The 20962-nt window shown below is 73.3% G+C and carries 19 protein-coding genes and 1 pseudogene; 10 read left to right on the top strand and 10 right to left on the bottom strand.

Annotated elements, in window-relative coordinates; all coding sequences use genetic code 11:
• The first annotated feature begins 25 nt into the window (after window positions 1-25).
• The gene (locus QMZ92_RS36090) at window positions 26-814 is read left to right on the top strand and encodes a hypothetical protein (protein WP_349307754.1); all 789 of its coding nucleotides are present in this window, start codon (window positions 26-28) and stop codon (window positions 812-814) included.
• On the opposite strand, the pseudogene QMZ92_RS24030 reads toward QMZ92_RS36090, so the two are convergent.
• The 3 genes and pseudogenes from QMZ92_RS24030 to QMZ92_RS24020 form a co-directional block, all read right to left on the bottom strand.
• Window positions 736-1452: pseudogene (locus QMZ92_RS24030) on the bottom strand (hypothetical protein); the annotation flags it as partial. The gene QMZ92_RS36090 and the pseudogene QMZ92_RS24030 overlap by 79 nt on opposite strands.
• Window positions 1453-1908: 456 nt before the next feature.
• On the bottom strand, window positions 1909-3039 hold the full coding sequence (gene cobT, locus QMZ92_RS24025) for a nicotinate-nucleotide--dimethylbenzimidazole phosphoribosyltransferase (RefSeq protein ID WP_283299547.1): 1131 nt from the start codon (window positions 3037-3039) through the stop codon (window positions 1909-1911).
• A gap of 349 nt (window positions 3040-3388) precedes the next feature.
• On the bottom strand, window positions 3389-4588 hold the full coding sequence (locus tag QMZ92_RS24020) for a bifunctional adenosylcobinamide kinase/adenosylcobinamide-phosphate guanylyltransferase (RefSeq protein WP_283299546.1): 1200 nt from the start codon (window positions 4586-4588) through the stop codon (window positions 3389-3391).
• Between the two features lie 116 nt (window positions 4589-4704).
• Between QMZ92_RS24020 and QMZ92_RS24015 the strand changes: the two genes are divergently transcribed.
• Entirely contained in the window at window positions 4705-4911 is a 207-nt protein-coding gene (locus QMZ92_RS24015) for a hypothetical protein (RefSeq protein ID WP_138055769.1), read from the top strand.
• A 203-nt stretch (window positions 4912-5114) separates the two neighbouring features.
• On the opposite strand, the gene QMZ92_RS24010 is transcribed toward QMZ92_RS24015, so the two are convergent.
• Both QMZ92_RS24010 and QMZ92_RS24005 read right to left on the bottom strand, forming a co-directional pair.
• Window positions 5115-6971, bottom strand: a complete 1857-nt coding sequence (locus QMZ92_RS24010; RefSeq protein ID WP_283299545.1) for an ABC transporter ATP-binding protein — start codon at window positions 6969-6971, stop codon at window positions 5115-5117.
• 256 nt (window positions 6972-7227) lie between these two features.
• Entirely contained in the window at window positions 7228-7938 is a 711-nt protein-coding gene (locus QMZ92_RS24005) for a class I SAM-dependent methyltransferase (protein WP_283299544.1), read from the bottom strand.
• Between the two features lie 73 nt (window positions 7939-8011).
• On the opposite strand from QMZ92_RS24005, the gene QMZ92_RS24000 reads away from it, so the two are divergent.
• Window positions 8012-8155: a hypothetical protein gene (locus QMZ92_RS24000; RefSeq protein WP_283299543.1), complete on the top strand. Its 144-nt coding sequence runs from the start codon at window positions 8012-8014 to the stop codon at window positions 8153-8155.
• Here the strand turns inward: QMZ92_RS24000 and QMZ92_RS23995 are convergent.
• Window positions 8133-8729: a DUF3043 domain-containing protein gene (locus tag QMZ92_RS23995; RefSeq protein ID WP_283299542.1), complete on the bottom strand. Its 597-nt coding sequence runs from the start codon at window positions 8727-8729 to the stop codon at window positions 8133-8135. The genes QMZ92_RS24000 and QMZ92_RS23995 overlap by 23 nt on opposite strands.
• Before the next feature lie 286 nt (window positions 8730-9015).
• Between QMZ92_RS23995 and QMZ92_RS23990 the strand changes: the two genes are divergently transcribed.
• The 4 genes from QMZ92_RS23990 (at window position 9016) to QMZ92_RS23975 (ending at window position 12388) form a co-directional block, all read left to right on the top strand.
• Window positions 9016-9810 (top strand): PspA/IM30 family protein, encoded by a 795-nt coding sequence (locus tag QMZ92_RS23990; RefSeq protein ID WP_283299540.1) that lies wholly within the window; start codon window positions 9016-9018, stop codon window positions 9808-9810.
• Window positions 9811-9822: 12 nt separating this feature from the next.
• Window positions 9823-10101 carry a PspA-associated protein PspAA gene (gene pspAA / locus QMZ92_RS23985; protein WP_138055773.1) on the top strand — a complete coding sequence of 93 codons (279 nt, stop codon included), beginning with the start codon at window positions 9823-9825 and terminating at the stop codon, window positions 10099-10101.
• A 335-nt stretch (window positions 10102-10436) separates the two neighbouring features.
• Window positions 10437-11705, top strand: a complete 1269-nt coding sequence (locus tag QMZ92_RS23980; protein WP_283299539.1) for a sensor histidine kinase — start codon at window positions 10437-10439, stop codon at window positions 11703-11705.
• Entirely contained in the window at window positions 11702-12388 is a 687-nt protein-coding gene (locus QMZ92_RS23975) for a response regulator (RefSeq protein ID WP_283299538.1), read from the top strand. Before QMZ92_RS23980 ends, QMZ92_RS23975 begins: the two co-directional genes overlap by 4 nt.
• Before the next feature lie 628 nt (window positions 12389-13016).
• On the opposite strand, the gene nadA is transcribed toward QMZ92_RS23975, so the two are convergent.
• Window positions 13017-14237, bottom strand: a complete 1221-nt coding sequence (gene nadA, locus QMZ92_RS23970) for a quinolinate synthase NadA (protein WP_502962124.1) — start codon at window positions 14235-14237, stop codon at window positions 13017-13019.
• Window positions 14238-14535: 298 nt separating this feature from the next.
• On the opposite strand from nadA, the gene erpA reads away from it, so the two are divergent.
• Window positions 14536-14892: an iron-sulfur cluster insertion protein ErpA gene (gene erpA / locus QMZ92_RS23965; RefSeq protein ID WP_093660113.1), complete on the top strand. Its 357-nt coding sequence runs from the start codon at window positions 14536-14538 to the stop codon at window positions 14890-14892.
• 88 nt (window positions 14893-14980) lie between these two features.
• On the opposite strand, the gene QMZ92_RS23960 is transcribed toward erpA, so the two are convergent.
• Window positions 14981-16465 carry a hypothetical protein gene (locus QMZ92_RS23960; protein WP_283299535.1) on the bottom strand — a complete coding sequence of 495 codons (1485 nt, stop codon included), beginning with the start codon at window positions 16463-16465 and terminating at the stop codon, window positions 14981-14983.
• A gap of 111 nt (window positions 16466-16576) precedes the next feature.
• The gene (locus QMZ92_RS23955; RefSeq protein ID WP_283299534.1) at window positions 16577-16807 is read right to left on the bottom strand and encodes a hypothetical protein; all 231 of its coding nucleotides are present in this window, start codon (window positions 16805-16807) and stop codon (window positions 16577-16579) included.
• A 130-nt stretch (window positions 16808-16937) separates the two neighbouring features.
• Here QMZ92_RS23955 and QMZ92_RS23950 point away from each other — a divergent pair, with 130 nt between their 5' ends.
• The gene (locus QMZ92_RS23950; protein ID WP_283299533.1) at window positions 16938-17912 is read left to right on the top strand and encodes a carbohydrate kinase family protein; all 975 of its coding nucleotides are present in this window, start codon (window positions 16938-16940) and stop codon (window positions 17910-17912) included.
• Between the two features lie 240 nt (window positions 17913-18152).
• On the opposite strand, the gene QMZ92_RS23945 is transcribed toward QMZ92_RS23950, so the two are convergent.
• Window positions 18153-19520, bottom strand: coding sequence for a cysteine desulfurase/sulfurtransferase TusA family protein (locus QMZ92_RS23945; protein WP_283299532.1), 1368 nt, complete (start codon window positions 19518-19520; stop codon window positions 18153-18155).
• Window positions 19521-19802: 282 nt separating this feature from the next.
• Between QMZ92_RS23945 and ctaC the strand changes: the two genes are divergently transcribed.
• Window positions 19803-20807, top strand: coding sequence for an aa3-type cytochrome oxidase subunit II (gene ctaC / locus QMZ92_RS23940; protein ID WP_502962123.1), 1005 nt, complete (start codon window positions 19803-19805; stop codon window positions 20805-20807).
• The last annotated feature ends 155 nt before the right edge of the window (window positions 20808-20962 follow it).

Below are 20962 nucleotides of genomic sequence, written 5' to 3'. Positions count from 1 at the left end.
AACGAACAAAACGGGAGCGGGTGGCATGGGTCACTGGTTTTACCGCAACATCGTGGAGCCCGGGAAGCTCCCGCTGCTCCTCGCGCTGGCCTCGTTCGTCCTGACCTTCCTGGTCACCCGGACCGTCACCCGGATGATCCGGGCGGGCAAGGGGCCCTTCGGGAACGTCAAGGCGGGCGGGCTCCACATCCACCACGTGGTGCCGGGCGTCGTGCTCACCGTGGTCGGCGGCTTCGGCTCGGTCGCCAGCAGCCAGCACACCGGCGCCGGGACCGTGGTGTTCGCCGTGGTCTTCGGCGTGGGCGCCGGGCTCGTCCTGGACGAGTTCGCGCTGATCCTCCACCTGGACGACGTCTACTGGACCGAGGACGGCCGCAAGAGCGTCGAAGTCGTCGTCCTCACCGCGTCCGTGCTGCTGCTCATCCTCGGCGGCTTCGCGCCGCTCGGCGTCAACGACCTCACCGCGGACGAACGCGACGACCGGCGGGCCTTCCTGCTCACCCTCGCCGTCAACTTCATGTTCGTCCTGATCACACTCTTCAAGGGCAAGCTGCGCATGGCGGTCATCGGCACCCTGGTGCCGTTCGTCGCGATCGTCGGGGCGCTGCGGCTGGCCAGACCCACCTCGCTCTGGGCCAGGCACTTCTACCGGCACCGCCCGCGTTCCCGGGCCAGGTCGATGCTGCGGACCTTCCGCCACGACCGGCGCTGGAGCGGGCCGCGCCGGAAGTTCCAGGACCTGATCGGCGGCGCCCCGGACCGGCTGCCGGTGACCGGAGCCCCCGGATCCGGCCGGGACCGCGAGCCGCGCTGAGAGCACGCCGTCACGGCCAGCGCCACGAACACCCCGGCGATCGCCGCCAGGTGCTCCTTGCCGGCCAGATTGGGCTTCACCACCACTTCCACCACCATGGCGACGACCACCAGACCCATCGTCAGCCAGGCGGCGTAGCGGGCGCACACGTACACGGCGAGGCCGACCACCGCGGCCGAAGGCCCGGTGTCCACGACGTGGGCGTCCGAGGCGGGCAGCCCGAGCGGATGGTCCGGCCCGAGCGCGACTCCTGCCCGGGCGTACAGGGTCCCGGCGAGCGTCGCCGCGTACGCGACCGCCAGAGTGCGCGGCCGGCCCAGGCAGATCTCGGCGATGCCGAACACGAGGAGGATCTGCGCCAGCGCGCCCCAGACCGGAAGGTCGAGCGCCGGGACGAACAGGGAGAGCGGAGTGCGCAGCAGAGCGAGCCAGAGCGGGTCCTCGGCGCGCACCGAGCCGATGCTCTGCACCGGCCCGTATCCCCAGGGCCGGTTCTGTACGAGCTGGCAGAGGGCGGTGAGGCAGACCGCGGTGAGCGTGAGGGGGATCGCGCGCCACGTCCTCGTCGTGAGGGCCGTACGCACGGTCCGGTACAGCGGCCCCCACTCACGGCGCGCGAACGCGCGCGCCCGGTTCACCGGCCGTCCGCCGAGGGCGCGCGGCGGGCCGGCGCGGGCGGGCGGCGGACGGTGCCGGTCCGCAGGGGATCGGCTGCCTCGTGGGCGAGCATGGAACGTGGCTCCCGGACGGGTCGGTACTCGGCGTGGGCGCGGTACGACGACTCGTTCCACCACCGGCGGGGCGGTTCCCGGGACCGGATGGCGAGCACCACCCCCCGGCTCCGTTCCGCCCGAGCGTCGCGCCGTGTTCCAAGACCCGGCGGAACGCCCGGAAGTTGACTCGGGCCGGAGTGATCCCGGTCTCTCGCCGACGGCCGGGGGAACGGGCGTGCCGGTGGCCGTCGGCGGGTGCGCCGGTGGCGCGTGGCGGGTGCCCGGTGACTGGCTGGTGGTCCGTGGCGGGTGCCCGGTGACCGGCCGGGCGGACCCGGTCGGCGGCCCGCCGTGCCCGCTCGTGCCGGCGGGCCCCGCAGTTCAGCGGGACTCGCCGTCGCCGGCGGCCACGCTCCCGCTCCCCGCCTCGGCCGGGCTCGCCTCCCCGGCGTCGCTTCCGCCGCCGGCCGGGCGCTCGGGCAGCTCCGCGGCGAGCGCGGCGGCCGCCTGGACGAGGGGGAGGGCGAGCAGGGCGCCGGTGCCCTCCCCGACCGTGACCCCGTGCTCCAGGAGCGGCTCCAGGGCCATCCGGTCGAGCGCCTTCGCCTGGGCCGGCTCCCCGCTGACCTGCCCCGCGAGCCACCAGTCCGGCGCCCGGAACGCCGCCCGCTGGGCGACGAGGGCGCACGCGGCCGACACGACCCCGTCCAGGATCACCGGCATCCGGCGGACCGCCGCCTGCAGCAGGAAGCCGGTCGTCGCGGCCAGATCCGCGCCGCCCACGGCCGTCAGCAGGGCCAACTGGTCGCCCAGCACGGGCCGGGCCCGGCGCAGTGAGTCGCGGATCGCCGCACACTTGCGCATCCACGCCAGGTCGTCGATGCCTGCGCCGCCGCGGCCGGTGACGACGGAAGCGTCGGTACCGCACAGCGCGGCCACCAGAGCGGAGGCGGGCGTCGTACCGCCGACGCTGAGATCACCGAGCACGACCAGGTCGGTGCCGGCGTCGGCCTCCTCGTCGGCGATCGCCACACCGAGGCGTACGGCCCGCTCGGCCTCCTCGGGGGTGAGCGCGTCCTCGACGTCGATCCGGCCGCTTCCGCGCCGCACCCGGTGCCGGACGACCTCCTCCGGAAGCAGGTCGGGGTCGCAGTCCAGACCGGCGTCCACGACCCGCACCGGCACGCCCATCCGCCGGGCCAGCACCGCGACCGGGCTCGCACCGTCCAGCACCGACCGCACGAGTTCGTGCGCCGAGCCCACCGCACGGCCGGACACACCCAGCTCCGCCACCCCGTGGTCCCCGGCGAACAGCACCACCCGGGGGCTCTCGACGGCCCGGACCGGTACGGCACCCTGCGCCGCCGACAGCCACTCACCCAGCTCGTCCAGCCGCCCCAGGGCACCCGGGGGTACGGCCAGCCGCTCCCGGCGTTCCTCGGCGTCGCGCCGCACACGGCTGTCGGGGCGCTCGATCAGATCGGAGAAGTCGTCGAGATTCAGCGAGCTCATTCGCCGAACAGTACCGGCCCGAGCCCGGTGCACCGCCGCCGGGCCGCGTCGGCACCCCGGCGTCGGGAGCATCGCCGCGGCCCTGCTCCCGCGCCCGTGGTACGGGGCCGGGAGGGTCGGCTGCGCCGGTCGCGCGCGGTTGACCGGTGGTGCGGCCCGGCCCGCGGGGCGTCCGGGCGGGGGACGTACGGGAAGCGCGGTACCGGTCTCGTCCCGCGCCCCGGCGACGGGGCGGGCCGGCTCGTGCGGGGCCGCCACGGGACTTCCCCGGGCCCGGAGTCGGCGCCGGGCCCGGAACCGGCGTCGGGGCCGGGGTGGGCCGCGCTGGGACCGTCGCCCCCGCCCGTGGTCACCGGAGCGGTAGCGCCTGCCCCGCCACCACCAGCAGCACGTGCTCGCACTCGGAGGCGAACGCGGCGTTCAGACGGCCCAGTTCGTCCCGGAAGCGGCGGCCCGAGGCGGTCGCGGGGACGACGCCCGAACCGACCTCGTTGGTGACGGCGACGACCGTGCGGCGCGTGGCGCGCAGAGCCTCGACGAGCGCGGACGTGCGATGGCGCAGGGCCGCACGGCCGACCGTCTCCCAGCGCTCGTCGTCCCAGGCGCCCACCTGGTCCATCGCGTCCGTCAGCCACAGCGCCAGGCAGTCGATGAGCAGCGGAGGACCGTTCTCGGCCAGCAGCGGGACGAGGTCGCAGGTCTCCACGGTCCGCCAACTCCCCGGCCGGCGTTCGCGGTGGGCCGCGACCCGCTCCGCCCACTCCGTGTCGCTGCCGCGCGTCCCGCCCGTCGCCACGTACACGACGTCGGGGAAGGACTCCAGCCGCCGCTCCGCCTCCAGCGACTTCCCGGACCGCGCCCCTCCGGTGACGAGGGTGCGCCGGGGCACGTCCGGTACGTCCTGGTACTCGCCCACGTACAGCGTCGTCCCGTCCGCTACGGTACGGGCGCCCGCCGCCGCCAGCCGCCGGTCCAGCTCGGGGCCGGGCGGGACGACGTGGTCGATGTGGACGGCGATGACATCGGTCGCCGGCCCGACCGCGCCCCTCGCCCGCAGCTTCGCCAGTCCGTCCGGCCGCCCCAGGACATCGGCGACGACCATGTCGTAGGGGAGGGGATCGCCGTCCGTTGCACCGGCCGGTGCCCCGCCGGGCGGCAGGTACAGCAGCCGCTCCCCGTCCGGCGAGGTGACCTCGTAGCCCGTGCCCGGAGAGTCCAGCGCCACCGCCCGCACCCGGTGCCCGCTGATCAGCGTCAGTTCCTGGCCGTCCGGCACCCGCCCTGCCGACGGCAGCCCCGCGGGCAGTTCCACGGCCGGCCCGCTGTGCGGGTGCGACAGGAGCACCTGACGTACGCCCACGAGCGAATGGCCCGCGCGCGCCGCCGCCAGCGCGGCACCGGGCGTCAGGTCGAGCAGCAGTGCGCTGTCCACCAGCAGGGCCGTAGCGGCGCGCGCCCGGTCGCCGCGGGCGGCGGCGCAGACGGCACAGGTGCAGTCGGGGCGGGGGAGTCCGGTGGGGGCTCCGGTGCCGAGCAGAGTCAGTTCCACGGTCACGATCTTCCCGCGTCCCCGCGGCGGGTGCGCGCCCGGCTACGCTGCGGGCAGCAAGGTGATCGGCAAGGACGATCGGCAGAGCGATCACGTGGTGGGACCGGGAGGCGCACATGGCATGGACGTGGCGGTTCGAGAAGTCCGACGGGACGGAGGTCCAGCCGGCCGTCGAGCCGGAGGAGTTCAGCACGCAGGGGGACGCCGAGTCCTGGATCGGTGAGGTCTGGCGCGATCTCCAGGAGGGCGGCGCCGACCAGGTCTTCCTCTACGAGGACGGCAGTCGCGTCTACGGCCCCATGAGCCTGCACGCCGAGAGCTGACCCCTCGCAGCCGTGGGGCCCGGGGCGCCGCCGACGCGGCGTCGCGGGCCCCGCGGTCTCCCGTTCCGGCCGGGCTTGCCGTGGGTCTGCCTTCGACGGTCCTGCCTCCGGCGGGCATGCCGGCGACGGGTCCGCAGCCCACGGCCGCGTTGGACGGGCCCGCGCCCCAGGGGCCCGACCCTCGTCTCCTCGTCGCAGCCCCCTCACCGCGCCGCGGACAGGAACTGCGTCGCCGCGAGCTCCCCGTAGAGCGGGTCCTCCGCCACCAGTTCCGAGTGGGTGCCGATCGCACGGACCCGCCCCGCGTCCATCACCACGATCCGGTCGGCCAGCGTCACGGTGGAGAGCCGATGGGCGACCACCAGGACGGTCACCTCTCGGGCGACCTCGGCGACGACGTCCCGGAGCGCCAGTTCGTTGACCGCGTCGAGCTGCGAGGTCGCCTCGTCGAGGAGCAGCAGCCGGGGCCGGCGCAGCAGGGCGCGGGCTATCGCGACCCGCTGGCGCTCGCCGCCCGAGAGCTTCGAGCCGCGGTGCCCGACCACCGTTTCCAGCCCGTCCGGCAAGCGGTCCACGAGCGCGTCCAGCCTCGCCCGGACGAGGACGTCCCGGATCTCGTCCTCCGTCGCGCCGGGCGCCGCGAAGACCAGGTTCTCCCTCAGGGTTCCGGCCAGCACCGGAGCGTCCTGCTCGACGTAGCCGATGGCGGCGCGCAGTGCGGGCAGGGACCAGTCCCGTACGTCCCTGCCGTCGACCAGCACCCGTCCGCCGGCCGGCTCGTAGAACCGCTCGACGAGGCCGAAGACCGTCGTCTTGCCCGCGCCCGAGGGGCCGACGAAGGCCGTCATCCCGGGGCCGGGTACGTCGAAGGTGACCCCGTGGTGGACGTACGGCAGATCGTCCCGGTACCGGAAGCTCACGTCCTCGAACCGCACGGACGCCGCCCCGCCGGGGGCGCCCGGCCCCGCCTCCGGTAGCCGCACCCCCGCCGGCCCGGCCGCCACCTCCGGCCTCCGCACCCCCGGCGGGCCCGCCGGGCGTTCCGTTCCGGCCGGGTGCAGCTCCTCCGTCTCCAGCCGCTCCGCCTCCGCGATCCGGGCGACGGCCGCCGACCCCACCTGGTACTGGGAAGCAGCCTCGACCAGCTCGGTCACCGGCTCGATCAGATAGAAGAGGTAGAGCAGGAACGCCATCAGGGTGGACACGGATATCGCCCCCGAGGCGACCCGAGCCCCACCGATCCCCAGCACCGCCAGGAACGACACCTGCACGGCGAGCCCCACCGACGACGCCGCCACCGACTGCCACTTCGCCGTCCGCACGCCGTACCGCCACGCGCGCCGCGCCGCCGTCTCCACGACCGCGGTCTCGCGCTCCTCGGCGCCAGACGCCTTGACCGTGCGGAACGCGCCGAACACCCGCTCCAGCACGGTGGAGATCTCCCCGACCGCCTCCTGCGACCGCTGGGTGGCCTGCGCGATCCTCGGCATCACCAGTGCGACGGCCCCGCCGATCAGGACGATCACCCCCACGGTGACGCCGAGCAGCACGGCGTCCAGGACCGCCATCAGCACGAGCGTCGCGACGCACGAGAGGGATCCGGTGACGGCCGAGACGATCGACTGGGTGGTGACGGCCCGCAGGAGGGTGGTGTCCGAGGTGACCCGGGACATCAGATCGCCCGGTTGGGTGCGCTCCACTTCCGGCACCCGCAGCCTCAGCAGGCGGCCGATGAGCGTTCGGCGAGCGGCGAGCACGACCGATTCGGCGGTGCGTTCCAGTACGTAGGCGCCGAAAGCGTGGATCACGGTGCCCAGGACCACCAGAGCGGTCAGCACCAGCAGGATCCCGTTGATCGACTCGCCGGCGCCGAGCCGGTCCACCAGGGCCTTCGCGGCGAGCGGCTGGAGCAGTCCGCTCACGGCCCCGAGCAGGGCGAGGGCCGCCCCGAACGCGACCGTCCAGCGGTGCGGCCGGAAATGGCGGTAGAGCGCCCGGAACGTCTCTCGGGCGGGCAGACGGGGGGTGTCCGTCGTGGTCAGGTCCGATGCAGTGGTCACAAGGAGACGGACGCACCGACGGCACCGCCGCCTGAGCGGGTGCCACCTTTCGTGCGATCGGGTGCCGCGGGCGCCACCCCGCGCGAGCCGGCCCGGCGTCCGCCGGAGTCCGTCAACGCCCCGGTGCGCGGGCACCCGCCCGGACGGCGGACCGCGCGGCCTGCGATCCGCACGGGCGCGGGCCCGCAGCAGGCCAACACCGACAAGGGCGTCCGGGCAGGCTGCGATCCGCGCCCGCGCGGGCCCGCACGCGCCGCTACTGGCCGCGCACTCCGCAGAGATGCAGCAGCGCCGCCACCGAGCGGTACGGGTCCGTCCGGCCCGCGCGGTCCTCGGCCGCCAGCAGCCGGGTCAGCTCGTCCCCGGAGGGCGGTTCGGCGTCGTCCGCCGCGGTGTCGGTGAAGACCCGCACCCCGTACCAGGCGTGCAGCGGCGCAGCGATCCCCGCCAGGGTCGCCGTCAGCGACGCCAGCCGGTCGCCGCGCACCTGGAGGCCGAGACGGTTGGTGTACGTGTCCGTGTCGAAGGCGGTCAGCGCCCTGTCCCAGTCCCCGGCCAGTCCGGCCCGCATCGCCAGCGCGTCCGCGTTCCGCACGAGCAGTGACAGCAGACCGCCCGGTGCCAGCATCCGCGCCAGACCCGCCAGCATCGCGTCCCGTTCCTCGACGTACATCAGCACGCCGTGGCACAGCACCACGTCGAAGGAACCGGGCAGGAAGTGCACGCCCGTGTCCCGGCCGTCGCCCTCGATCATCCGGAAGCGCTCCCGGATGCCCTCGGGTTCGTGGGCCAGGGCCTCACGCGCGACCTGCAGCATCCCGGAGTCGGACTCCAGACCGGTGACCTTGTGCCCGGCCCGCGCCAGACGCAGCGCCTGGGTGCCCTGACCCATCCCGACGTCGAGGACGCGCAGCCGCTGCCCGACGGGGAAGCGGGCGGCCAGCTGCTCGTCGAGCTGCCGGGCCACCAGCTCCTGCCGGACCGTGTTGCGCAGCCCGCCCAGGCCCTGCAGCCAGGCGGCGGCCCCGCTCGCGAAACCGGTGACGTCGCCTCTGCCGGAGACGTCGGACTTCGGGGAGACGTCGGACTTCGAGGAGATGCCGGACTTCGAGGAGATGCCGGACTTCGAGGAGATGCCGGACTTCGGGGAGACGTCCGTGCTCAGGGCCGCTCTCCGCGCTTGACCTGGGGCTTGGGCAGACGCAGTCGGCGGATCTGGAGCGTGCGCATCAGGCCGTAGGCCACCGCGCCGCGCTTCGGCTCGTCCGGGAAGCGCTCGTTCAGCTGCTTCTTGAGCCGGATCCAGATGCCGATCGAGTCGATCACGATCATCACGATCACGCCGAGCCACAGCAGCATCGCGATGTTCTGCAGCTGGGGGATGCGGATCATGGAGAGCACCAGGATCACCACCGCCAGCGGCAGGAAGAACTCGGCGATGCAGAACCGGGAGTCCACGAAGTCGCGGACGAAGCGACGCACCGGACCCTTGTCGCGCGGCGGCAGGTAGCGCTCGTCGCCACCGGCCAGCGCCTCGCGCTGCTTCGCCAGGTCGGCACGGCGCGCCTCACGCTGGCGGCGCATGGCCTCCTTGCGGTCGAGGGGGGCCGACTGCGCCCGGCGGCGCTGCGTCTGGGCCTCACTCCGCTTCGGGGTCGGGCGGCCCTTGGGGGCCTCGGGGTCGCGGGGCTGCTTGGAGAGGTCCGCCGTCACCTTGCCGGTGGGGGCCTTCTCTTCCTTGGAACGGCTACGGAACACAAAACACAAGGGTACGGGGTGGCGGGCGACTGCCCCAGCCCCCTGGGGAACGATCCGGCAACGGCGCGCGTCCTCACGGGGCAGAAGCAGCAGGAACGTGCCCGGGGCGACACGACCGCCTCCCCCGAAGACCACCTACTCCTTGCGCGGGAGCGGAACGGCCCGCAGGTCGTCCTTGGGGATGAGCGCATCGGCGCTCGAACAGTGCGGTAATGGATGTAGGGCCCGTACTGTGGGTTCTGGAGAAGCCGGAGCTGAGTCCGTCAGAAGGGGGCGCGCGAAGCCCATGAGCGGTGTCATGAAGCGTATGGGGATGCTCTTCCGCGCGAAGGCAAACAAGGCCCTTGACCGGGCCGAGGATCCGCGCGAGACCCTCGATTACTCGTACCAGAAGCAGCTGGAACTGCTGCAGAAGGTCCGCCGCGGCGTCGCCGACGTGGCGACCTCCCGCAAGCGCCTGGAACTGCAGCTGAACCAGCTCCAGAGCCAGTCCTCCAAGCTGGAGGACCAGGGCCGCAAGGCGCTTGCCCTCGGCCGCGAGGACCTGGCGCGTGAGGCGCTGTCCCGCCGCGCCGCGCTCCAGCAGCAGGTCACCGACCTGGAGACCCAGCACCAGACGCTGCAGGGCGAGGAGGAGAAGCTCACCCTCGCCGCCCAGCGGCTGCAGGCCAAGGTCGACGCCTTCCGCACGAAGAAGGAGACCATCAAGGCCACGTACACGGCCGCCCAGGCCCAGACCCGGATCGGCGAGGCGTTCTCCGGCATCTCCGAGGAGATGGGCGACGTCGGTCTGGCGATCCAGCGCGCCGAGGACAAGACCGCCCAGCTGCAGGCGCGGGCCGGTGCCATCGACGAGTTGCTGGCGTCCGGGGCACTGGACGACCCGACCGGGATGGCGAAGGACGACATCGCGGCGGAGCTGGACCGCATCTCCGGAGGCACGGACGTCGAACTGGAGCTGCAGCGCATGAAGGCCGAGCTGGCCGGAGGCGGCACGCAGCAGCAGGCCATCGAGGGGGGCGACGGCTCGGCGCAGGACCAGGCCCAGGGCCGTACCCAGCACAAGTTCGACAAGCAGTAGGGACGGCGCGTCATGATCGTACGGATCATGGGGGAGGGCCAGTGGACCGTGGCGGACAGCCACTTCGCCGAGCTGAACAAGCTCGACGACGAGTTGCTGGCCGAGATGGAGACGGGTGACCGGGACGGCTTCCGCCGCACCCTGTGCGCACTGCTCGACGAGGTACGCCGCTGCGGGGCACCGCTCGCGGACGACGCACTGGAGCCTTCCGAGCTGATCCTGCCCTCCCCGGACGCGACGCTCGACGAGGTCCGCGCCATGCTGAGCGACAACGGCCTCATCCCGGGCTGATCCCGGCCCCGGCTCCCGCTTCGACCACGGCCCGTGCCCGGACTCCATGTCCGGCCGGGGGCCGCGTCGTCGTCGCCCCCCGGTCCGGCCCGGGGGGCACGTCGTCGGGCCCGGCCGGGGCCCCGCCTCCGCTCGGCTCCCGCCGTCCGGCCCGTCCGCGCGCTCGGACACTTCCCGCAGGCCCGCGGCCCGTCCGGCCGTTCGCGCGCCACGGGCCCACGGCGCCCGGCTCCCGTGCGCTCGGATGCTTCCCGCAGGCCGCGGCCCGCGCCTCCCGCCGTCCGGTCCCCGGGGCCGCGCCTCCGCCCGGACCCGACCCCGTACCGTTGCCTGACGTGACCGCACCTCTGACCGGATTCAGCCGGCTCGCGCCGACCCGCTCCTGGCTGCGCGCGCATCCGACGGCGTTCGACGCGGGCCTCGCGGCCGCGGTGCTCGTCTGCATGGTCGTCGCGTCGTTCGCCGACCCCCACGGGCCGCACGGGCCGACGTTCGGCACCCGCACGCCCGAGCTCCGGAGCCTGCTGCTGATGACCGCGGCCGCCGGCGCCCTCGTGTTCCGGCGCGGCCGCCCCGTCACCGTGCTCGCGGTCACCGGTGCCGTGTCCGTCGCCGAGCTCGTCGCCGGCGACCCGCCCGCTCCCGTCGCCATGTCCGCGGTGATCGCCCTCTACACGGTCGCCTCCCGCACCGACCGGCCGACGACCTGGCGGGTCGGCCTGCTGACCATGACCGTGCTGACCGGGTCGGCCATGCTGTTCGGCTCGGCGCCCTGGTACAGCCAGGAGAACCTCGGCATCTTCGCCTGGACCGGCATGGCGGCCGCCGCGGGCGACGCCGTACGGAGCCGGCGTGCCTTCGTCGACGCCATACGGGAGCGGGCCGAACGGGCCGAGCGCACCCGCGACGAGGAGGCCCGCCGCCGTGTCGCCGAGGAGCGGCTGCGGATCGCCCGCGACCTCCATGACGTCGTCGCCCACCACATCGCCCTGGTCAACGTCCAGGCCGGAGTGGCCGCGCACGTCATGGACAAGCGCCCCGACCAGGCCAAGGAGGCCCTGTCGCACGTGCGGGAGGCGAGCCGTTCGGCGCTGAACGAGCTGCGGGCCACCGTCGGTCTGCTCAGGCAGTCGGGGGACCCCGAGGCGCCCACCGAACCGGCCCCCGGACTCGCCGTCCTCGCCCCGCTGCTGGACGGCTTCCGGCGGGCCGGGCTCCCGGTCGAGCTGGCCCGCACCGACCAGGACACCGCACTGCCCGCCGCCGTCGACCTCGCCGCGTACCGGATCGTCCAGGAGGCGCTCACCAATGTGCGCAAGCACGCCGGGGCAGCGGCCAAGGCTGAGGTGAGCGTCGTACGGGTGGGCCGGACCGTGGAGGTCACCGTCCTCGACGACGGCTGTCCCGCCGGCACCGTGCGGGAGGGCGCCGGCGGCGACCCGGCTGCCGGGGGCGGCAGCGGCGGGCACGGCCTGATCGGCATGCGTGAGCGCGTCACGGCACTCGGCGGCACGCTGACCGCGGGCCCCCGCTTCGGGGGCGGCTTCCGGGTGCAGGCGATACTGCCGGTCAAGGCCGGCGCGGAGGGGGACGAGGACGCATGACGATCAGGGTGCTGCTCGCCGACGACCAGGCTCTGCTGCGCAGCGCGTTCAAGGTGCTGGTGGACTCCGAGCCCGACATGGAGGTCGTGGGGGAGGCGGCGGACGGCGCCGAGGCCGTGGAACTCGCCCGCTCGGCCCGCGCCGACATCGTCCTCATGGACATCCGGATGCCGGGCACGGACGGCCTCGCGGCCACCCGCATGATCAGTGCCGACCCCGGACTCGCCGAGGTGCGGGTGGTGATGCTGACGACGTTCGAGGTGGACGAGTACGTCGTCCAGTCGCTGCGGGCCGGGGCCTCGGGGTTCCTCGGCAAGGGCGCGGAACCCGATGAACTGCTGAACGCGATCCGGATCGCAGCCGCCGGCGACGCGCTGCTCTCGCCCGCGGCCACGAAGGGGCTCATCGCCAAGTTCCTCGCACAGGGCGGCAGTTCGGAGGACGGACAGGGCCCCGGGGCGTACTCGGAACGGCTGGCCGCGCTGACGGGCCGCGAGCGCGAGGTCCTCGTCCTCGTCGCAGGCGGCCACACCAACGACGAGATCGCGGACCGGCTGGAGGTCAGCCCGCTCACCGTCAAGACGCATGTGAACCGGGCGATGGCGAAGCTCGGTGCCCGCGACCGGGCGCAATTGGTGTTCATCGCGTACGAATCGGGCCTGGTGCGCCCACGGGTGGACTGAGTCTCCACCCGACAGTAATGCATGCGGAGTACGCCGCGGACCGGGATTCGGACCTGGGGCCGGCGGATCCGCCCTCGCGGCTGCCGGATCGTATGGACGGGCACCGGACCCGCCCCGGTCGCGAAGCGGGGTGCGGAAGTCCGGCGATGTGCCGCCGCGGCGGGCGGAGGAGGAGTCCCCGGAACCGGTCAACGCGTAGCCGTACGCGCGGGCACGGACGTTCCCGCACCCCTGCCGCCCCTGGTGGCCCGGGCCTTCGCCCGGCCGCCGGGGGCGGCGGCCGTCTCCGCCCCGGGCGGGTGCGGGCTCTCGCGACGCGGCCGGCGTGTCCGTCCGGCGCCGGACGGGTTGGCGGACCCCTGCCGGCCCCTCGGCCGGCGCGATGTCGAGCCCGCTGCGGGGCTCGCCCGCGGGGGGAGGCACGGGGCGGCGGCAGGGAGCGTTCGGCAGCCACCCGTTCCGCCTTCGGGGACGGCGGCCGTTCCCGCTCCGCGCGGCTGCTCCCGGACCTTTGAGGGGAGGCCCCCCGGCCCCGCCTCGCCGGAGAACGCCGTCGTCCCGGCACTCGGGCGGGCCGTGTGCCGGGACGACGCGAGGTCGGCGGACGCGGAGGGCGCGCCCGTCAGCGTCAGGGAAGCGCCAGCATGCGCTCCAGGGCGAGCTTGGCGAAGCTCTCCGTCTCGGCGTCGACCTGGATCCGGTTGACCAGGTTGCCCTCCGCCAGGGACTCCAGCGCCCACACCAGGTGCGGCAGGTCGATCCGGTTCATCGTCGAGCAGAAGCAGACCGTCCTGTCGAGGAAGACGATCTCCTTGCCCTCGGGGGCGAAACGGTTCGCCAGACGGCGCACCAGGTTCAGCTCCGTGCCGATCGCCCACTTGGAGCCCGCCGGCGCGGCCTCCAGCGCCTTGATGATGTACTCCGTGGAGCCCACGTAGTCCGCCGCCGCGACGACCTCGTGCTTGCACTCGGGGTGGACCAGGACGTTCACCCCCGGGATGCGCTCGCGGACGTCGTTCACGGAGTCCAGCGAGAAGCGGCCGTGCACGGAGCAGTGGCCGCGCCAGAGGATCATCTTCGCGCCGCGGAGCTGCTCGGCGGTGAGACCGCCGTTCGGCCGGTGGGGGTTGTAGACGACGCAGTCGTCCAGGGACATCCCCATGTCCCGGACGGCGGTGTTCCGGCCGAGGTGCTGGTCGGGCAGGAAAAGGACCTTCTCGCCCTGCTCGAAGGCCCAGTCCAGCGCGCGCTTCGCGTTCGAGGAGGTACAGATCGTGCCGCCGTGCTTGCCGGTGAACGCCTTGATGTCCGCCGAGGAGTTCATGTACGAGACGGGAACGGTCCGCTCCGCGACGCCGGCCTCGGTGAGGACGTCCCAGCACTCCGCGACCTGCTCGGCCGTGGCCATGTCGGCCATGGAGCAGCCGGCGGCGAGGTCGGGGAGGACGACCTTCTGGTCGTCGCGGGTCAGGATGTCCGCCGACTCGGCCATGAAGTGCACACCGCAGAACACGATGTACTCGGCCTCCGGCCGGGCCGCCGCGTCCCTCGCGAGCTTGAAGGAGTCGCCGGTGACGTCCGCGAACTGGATGACCTCGTCGCGCTGGTAGTGGTGACCGAGCACGAACACCTTGTCGCCGAGCTTCTCCTTCGCCGCGCGGGCGCGCTCCACCAGGTCCGGGTCGGACGGGGAGGGGAGGTCGCCGGGGCATTCGACGCCCCGCTCGCTCCTGGGGTCGGCTTCGCGTCCGAGCAGCAGCAGGGCGAGCGGCGTCGGCTGGACATCCTGGGAGCCCCCTGCCGCGCCGGGCGCGGTGAGGGAGGGCTGGGCGGTGGTCACGTCACGCACCCTTTCTACTCTTCGGTCGGGGCGGCGGAGCCGCCACCGGTGGATCCCCGGGGTGCACCGGAGAACCTTTTCGTCTATTTGACGCTATCTATCATAACCGCTTCACGTCACTTTGACGATGTCAATAGCGTCGATGTGACGCAATTCCCGGTGCCGAGCCGTCCACAGGTCGATGACCCGAGGGGAGGGCATGTGCGAGCATGAAAGGGAAAGACCGGGGCCGGTCCGGAATGAATCCGGAGCCCCGCCGGTTGCCAACGTCGGCAAGCAGTCTCCGTACAACCCGGGAGAGAAGCAGATGTCCGTATCGGACGAGACCACCACCGTGAGCGACGGCATCCTCCTGTCCGACGCCGCCGCGGCCAAGGTGAAGTCCCTGCTGGAGCAGGAGGGCCGGGACGACCTGGCGCTGCGTGTCGCGGTTCAGCCCGGCGGCTGCTCCGGCCTGCGCTACCAGCTCTTCTTCGACGAGCGTTCGCTCGACGGCGACGTCGTCAAGGAGTTCGACGGGGTCAGGGTCGTGACCGACCGTATGAGCGCGCCGTACCTCGGTGGCGCCTCCATCGACTTCGTCGACACGATCGAGAAGCAGGGCTTCACGATCGACAACCCGAACGCGACGGGCTCCTGCGCCTGCGGCGACTCCTTCAGCTGAGCCGGCCGTCCGGACGCCGGAGGGCGGTGACCCTGTTGCGGGTCACCGCCCTCCGGCGTCCGGACGCTCTCATCTGCGGAACGCCCGCTCACTTGCGGGGAACGGCGTCGCCGCTCTCCACGTCGACGACCGTGCGGTCACCGAGCGGCTCGTCCAGCGTGACCTTCTCCGTCAGCTCCTTGGCGATCAGGATGCAGACCCGCCCCGGATCCGGCCGGGACTCGATGATCCTCACCTTCACCTCGGTGGCGGTCTCCTGCGCCTCGGCCGAGTAGCTGCTGCACACCCCGCCCCAGAAGCGCAGGGTCAGGGTGCGCCCGTCCTTCGCCACGGCGTACGACTCCACGCCCCGGACCGTCGTCTCCGGCAGCTGCGAGGCGTCGGGTGGCGACGGCACCGCGGTGCCGGACGGTACGGGCGCCTGCCGGGCGGCCGGTTTCAGGTACTCCGGCGCCACGGCGGGCTGGACGATCGTGGACCCCTTCGGACCGCTCTTCGGCTCGGTCGTGAACAGCCACGAGGGCACCAGCGCGGGCCGCCCCTCGACCGAGTGCACGGCCAGCCCGAACTCGGCCCGTGTGATCGTCACCACCTCGGCCGGGGCCGGCGTACCGCTCTCCGGCTCGCACGGAGCGGCCGGCTCCTTCTCCGCGAGCGGCCCCGGCGTCGCGCAGCCCCCGATGCCGACCCGGCCACCGCCCCCGCGCTCCGCGTTCAGCCGCTTCAGCGCCTCCTCGGCGCCGACCACCGGGTACTCGGGGCCCCCGGCCGGCTTAACCAGTTGCCCGCTGCCGTTCCCCACCGTGCCGTCGGCGCCCACATGGACGCTGGTGGACCAGCCGTACGTGGGCAGACCGCCGACCAGCGGATCCGCGCGCACGACCCGGTACGCGCCCAGGACCTGCTTCGCGTCCAGCCGGGCGTCGCCCAGGCCCAGTGCGGCCAGCACGGGAGCGGCGGCCTGCTTCGCCGCCTCCTCGCCCACCGTCCCGGCGTCCGGCAGCCGCTGCGTGGAGGGGACGGTCCCGCCGGGCCTGCAGACGTTCTTGTCCTTTACGCAGTCGTCGCCCTTGGGCGGACCGAAGGAGCTGAACGTCCATGTGCCCGGGGCCTGCCGGTTCACCTGGAGGAGGGGGCCGCCGCCGTCGCCGTCCGTGCCGGACTTCCACACCCCGCCCTCCAGCCGCGGTGTGCCCGGTACACCGAGTGCCTCGGCCAGCGCCTCGACCTGCGCCCTGCCGACCGTCCCGTTCGCCTCGTACACGCGGGCGGAGTCGGGGCCGTCCGGCAACTCGCCCCGGGCCCGGTACTCCACGCCGTGGGGGCCGGGCTCGCCGACCGCGATGCCCGTGCCGCCGTCCAGTGCCAGCGGCGGGGGCTTGGGGTCGGAACCCGGTGTGCCGCCCCCGTCGCCGGCGGTCGTGGCCAACCAGGCGCCGCCCCCGCCCGCGACCAGCACCGCGGCGGCCACGGACGCGACGGCCAGCGGAGACCTCCGAGGATGCCGGACCGCGGTGCCCTCGGGACCACCGGCGCCGTCGGCGCTGTTCTGGGGGCGCTCTGTGCTGCTCACCGCATCGCTCCTTCGGGGGACCCTTTCCGGGGGACACCCATGGGACGGAGTGGGGGAGCGCGCGGTTCCCGGGATGCGCCGTGTGCCGTAACGGAGCGCAGGGGGAGCGCGTCAGTCGCCGTACACGGGCATCGAGCCGACCAGCCGCGCGGAGGCGGGGGAGACGACCACCCCGTGGATCAGCGACGGAGGGACCGGGGCGGCCGCGGCCATCGGCGGCACCACCCAGTGCGGCGCCATCCGCGCGCTGTCGCCGCGCAGCTCCGCCAGGCTGATCTCGATCTGCCCGGGCCCGGCCGTCCGGCGCTCCCGGAAGGCGATGTACGACGTGGGGTTCGGCATACGGGCACCGTACGCAGGGTTACGCTGAGGCAAAAGACCTACTATCGGGTAGTTTCCGTACTACAGGGGAACCTGTGTTAACCGGTAGCGTTAACCGTCAACTCCGCCTCCCCTCCAGGAGCACTCAGCCGTGCGAATCGCAGTCACCGGCTCCATCGCCACCGACCATCTGATGACCTTTCCCGGCCGCTTCGCCGACCAACTGGTCGCGGACCAGCTCCACACGGTCTCCCTCTCCTTCCTCGTCGACAACCTCGACGTGCGCAGAGGAGGGGTCGGCGCCAACATCTGCTTCGGGATGGGCCAGCTCGGCACCAACCCGGTCCTGGTCGGAGCGGCGGGCTCCGACTTCGACGAGTACCGCGCCTGGCTCGACCGGCACGGCGTCGACACCGCGTCCGTACGGATCTCCGAAGTGCTGCACACCGCGCGCTTCGTCTGCACGACCGACGCCGACCACAACCAGATCGGCTCCTTCTACACGGGCGCGATGAGCGAGGCGCGCCTGATCGAGCTGAAGTCGGTCGCGGACCGGGTCGGCGGACTGGACCTGGTGCTGATCGGCGCCGACGACCCCGAGGCGATGCTGCGCCACACGGAGGAGTGCCGCTCCCGCGGCATCCCGTTCGCCGCGGACTTCTCGCAGCAGATCGCGCGAATGAACGGCGAAGAGATCCGGATACTGCTGGACGGGGCGACCTACCTCTTCTCCAACGAGTACGAGAAGGGGCTCATCGAGTCGAAGACGGGCTGGACGGACGAGGAGATCCTGGACCGCGTCGGCCACCGCGTCACCACACTCGGCTCGCGCGGGGTGCGCATCGAGGGCAAGGGCGAGCCGGCGATCGAGGTCGGCTGCCCCGAGGAGGACTCCAAGGTCGATCCGACGGGCGTCGGCGACGCGTTCCGCGCGGGTTTCCTGTCGGCGCTGTCGTGGGACGTCGGCCTGGAGCGCGCCGCGCAGGTCGGTTGCATGCTCGCGACGCTGGTCATCGAGACTCTGGGCACCCAGGAGTACACGCTCCGCCGCGCCCACTTCATGGACCGCTTCACCAAGGCGTACGGCCACGACGCGGCGTCGGACGTCCGGGCGCACCTCTCCTGACGCCCGGGCCGCGCCCCGAACGCCCCGCCCGCAGGGCCCCGTGCTCCGCGGGCGCGGCGTTCCACGCAGCGCTCCGTTCCTTCCACCGCGCGTCCTGGTGCCGCCGGCGATGACATCGCCGCTACGGCGACGCGCCTGCAAGGGGCGCGGCATTCCGTTCGACGCCCCGCCCGGATCCCGGCGCTTCGGTGTCCGTGACGGCAGCGCGCCCGCGGCTGACGCCCCGCCGCGGGCGCGGCGTCAGCCGCGGCGGCGCACCACGTACGCCGTTCCTCCCGGCGCCGGGGACTCGCCCACGTACTCCTGGTCGCGCATCTCGCACCAGGCCGGGATGTCGAGCCGGGCCGCCTCATCGTCGGCCAGGACCGTGACGGTGCCGCCGACCGGGACGTCCCCGATGACCTTGGCGAGTTCGATGACGGGGACGGGGCAGCGCTTGCCGAGGGCGTCCACCACGAGCGACCCGGACGTGGCGGACGAGGGCGCCGCGTCCGCCGGTGCCCCCAGCCTGCCGCGGACCCCGGCGACGACCCCGGGCAGGACCTGCAGGAACCGGTCGACGTCCTCCTCCGCCGTGCCCGACGGCAGGGACACCCGTACGTTGCCCTCGCTCAGCACGCCCATCGCCCGCAGTACATGGCTCGGGGTGAGCGTCGAGCTCGTGCAGGACGAGCCCGAGGACACGGAGAAGCCCTCGCGGTCGAGCTCGTGCAGCACCGTCTCCCCGTCGACGTAGAGACAGGAGAAGGTGACGAGATGGGGGAGCCGGCGCACCGGGTCGCCGACCACCTCGACATCCGGCACCAGCTCCGGGACCCGGGTGCGGATCCGGTCCACCAGCTCCCGCAGCCGCCGGGCCTCCGACTCCGCCTCGTCCCGCACCGCCCGCAGCGACGCCGCGGCCGCCACGATCGCCGGGATGTTCTCGAAGCCGGGGGCGCGCCCCGACTCCCGTTCGTCCGCCGGGTCCTGGGAGGCGAAGCGGACCCCCTTGCGGACCACGAGGAGTCCCACACCCGCCGGACCGCCCCATTTGTGTGCGCTCGCGGTGAGCAGCGACCAGTCCCCGGCCACCGGGCCCCAGCCGAGCGACTGCGCGGCGTCGACGAGCAGCGGCACCCCCGCCGTCCGGCAGAGGCCGGCCACCTCGGCGACCGGCTGCTCGGTGCCCACCTCGTGGTTCGCCGACTGCAGGCACGCCAGTGCGGTGTCCTCGCGCAGTGCCTCCGCGAACACTCCCGGTGACACCGCGCCCCAGCGGTCCACGGGCACCTCGGTGACGGGCCGGCCCTCCGCCGCGTGCAGCACGGCCGAGTGCTCGACAGCGGACACCACCAGGTGGCTCCCGACGCGACGGCGGCCCGCGAGTGCGCCCGAGATGCCCGTATGGAGGGCACGTGTCCCCGAAGAGGTGAAAACGAGCTCGTCCGGTCGGCAGCCCACGGCGTCCGCCGCCGCCTCCCGTGCCGCGTCCAGCAGCAGCCGCGCACGCCGGCCCTCGCGGTACAGCCGGGCGGGGTCCGCCCATCCCTCGTCCAGGGACGCCTGGAGCGCCTGCCGGGCGACGGGGTGCAGGGGAGCGGAGGACGCGGCGTCGAAGTAGGGCACGGGCCCACGCTAACGCGCAGGTCGTAAGAAGGAGTCAGAAGGCGGCCGCGAGCGCGCAGTCGGGGCCTGTGACCAGGCGCGGCACGGCCTCCGGAACCTTGCAGTCCACCCCTTCGGGTCGTCGGACGGCGCGTTGGGCACCCTCCATGCGCGACCCCAAATAGCGTCCAGTAGGGTTTGGTCCGCATAAACATCCAAACCCCTGCCCGCGTCAGGGCCGGCGACCGACCAGCGAGACGGCCGCGGGCGGTCGCGCGGGCGAGACTCTCGGGAAGGCGCTACGTGAGTCCCAACGGCTCCGACCTCCCCCACCGCCCGAACGGCGGGGGCGGTACCCCCATGTCGCGGCGCCCGATGCGGCGGAAGCTGCCGCAGGTGCTGACGGCGGGCTTGATCGTGGCATCCGCCACGGGTTGCTCCCCCACTTGGGAGGACTTCCCCCGCCTGGGTATGCCCACCCCCGTCACGGAGGAGGCTCCCCGGATCCTCTCCCTCTGGCAGGGCTCGTGGGCGGCTGCCCTCGCCGTGGGCGTGCTGGTGTGGGGTCTGATCCTGTGGAGCGTCATCTTCCACCGGCGCAGCCGGACCAAGGTCGAGGTTCCCCCGCAGACCCGGTACAACATGCCCATCGAGGCGCTGTACACCGTGGTCCCGCTCATCATCGTCTCGGTGCTGTTCTACTTCACCGCGCGTGACGAGTCGAAGCTCCTCGCCCTCTCCGACAAGCCCGCCCACACCATCAACGTGGTCGGCTACCAGTGGAGCTGGGGCTTCAACTACCTCGAGGACGTGGACGGGAACCCGGCCACCGGCGATGCCGCGGCCCAGAAGACCCTGAACGCGATTCCGGACAAGTACACCGACGACTTCCCCAAGGGTGCCGAGGGCGTGTACGACGCCGGCGTCCCGGGCGACCGGAACCCGCAGACCGGCAACCCCGGCCCCACGCTGTGGCTGCCGAAGGGGGAGAAGGTCCGCTTCATCCTGACGTCGCGGGACGTCATCCACTCCTTCTGGGTGGTCCCCTTCCTGTTCAAGCAGGACGTCATCCCGGGTCACACCAACGTCTTCGAGGTCACTCCGAACCAGGAGGGCACCTTCCTGGGCAAGTGCGCCGAGCTCTGCGGTGTCGACCACTCCCGGATGCTCTTCAACGTCAAGGTCGTCTCCCCGGAGCGCTACCAGCAGCACCTGAAGGAGCTGGCCGAGAAGGGGCAGACCGGCTTCATCCCGTCGGGCATCGCGCAGTCTGACCCGGCCCGGAATGCGGAGAAGAACCAACTGTGAGCATCCTCAACGAACCCCAGGGTGCCGCGACGGCAGGCGCCTCGGGTACTGACGCGTACGAGAACGAGCTCCCCGTCCGGCGCCGGCAGCCCGGCAACGTGGTCGTGAAGTGGCTCACCACCACCGACCACAAGACGATCGGCACGCTCTACCTG

The sequence above is a fragment of the Streptomyces sp. HNM0645 genome (assembly GCF_030056615.1).
Lineage (GTDB): Bacteria > Actinomycetota > Actinomycetes > Streptomycetales > Streptomycetaceae > Streptomyces > Streptomyces marianii.
The sequence above is the reverse complement of the archived record's forward strand: the minus strand, read 5'-3'. Positions and strand labels throughout refer to the sequence as shown.

Excerpts from the sequence above, each read along its gene's own strand:
- QMZ92_RS36090 (WP_349307754.1), top strand. The coding sequence starts at position 26 with ATGGGTCACTGGTTTTACCGCAACATCGTGGAGCCCGGGAAGCTCCCG.
- cobT (WP_283299547.1), bottom strand. The coding sequence starts at position 3,039 with ATGAGCTCGCTGAATCTCGACGACTTCTCCGATCTGATCGAGCGCCCC.
- QMZ92_RS24015 (WP_138055769.1), top strand. The coding sequence starts at position 4,705 with ATGGCATGGACGTGGCGGTTCGAGAAGTCCGACGGGACGGAGGTCCAG.
- QMZ92_RS23990 (WP_283299540.1), top strand. The coding sequence starts at position 9,016 with ATGAGCGGTGTCATGAAGCGTATGGGGATGCTCTTCCGCGCGAAGGCA.
- pspAA (WP_138055773.1), top strand. The coding sequence starts at position 9,823 with ATGATCGTACGGATCATGGGGGAGGGCCAGTGGACCGTGGCGGACAGC.
- QMZ92_RS23975 (WP_283299538.1), top strand. The coding sequence starts at position 11,702 with ATGACGATCAGGGTGCTGCTCGCCGACGACCAGGCTCTGCTGCGCAGC.
- erpA (WP_093660113.1), top strand. The coding sequence starts at position 14,536 with ATGTCCGTATCGGACGAGACCACCACCGTGAGCGACGGCATCCTCCTG.
- QMZ92_RS23955 (WP_283299534.1), bottom strand. The coding sequence starts at position 16,807 with ATGCCGAACCCCACGTCGTACATCGCCTTCCGGGAGCGCCGGACGGCC.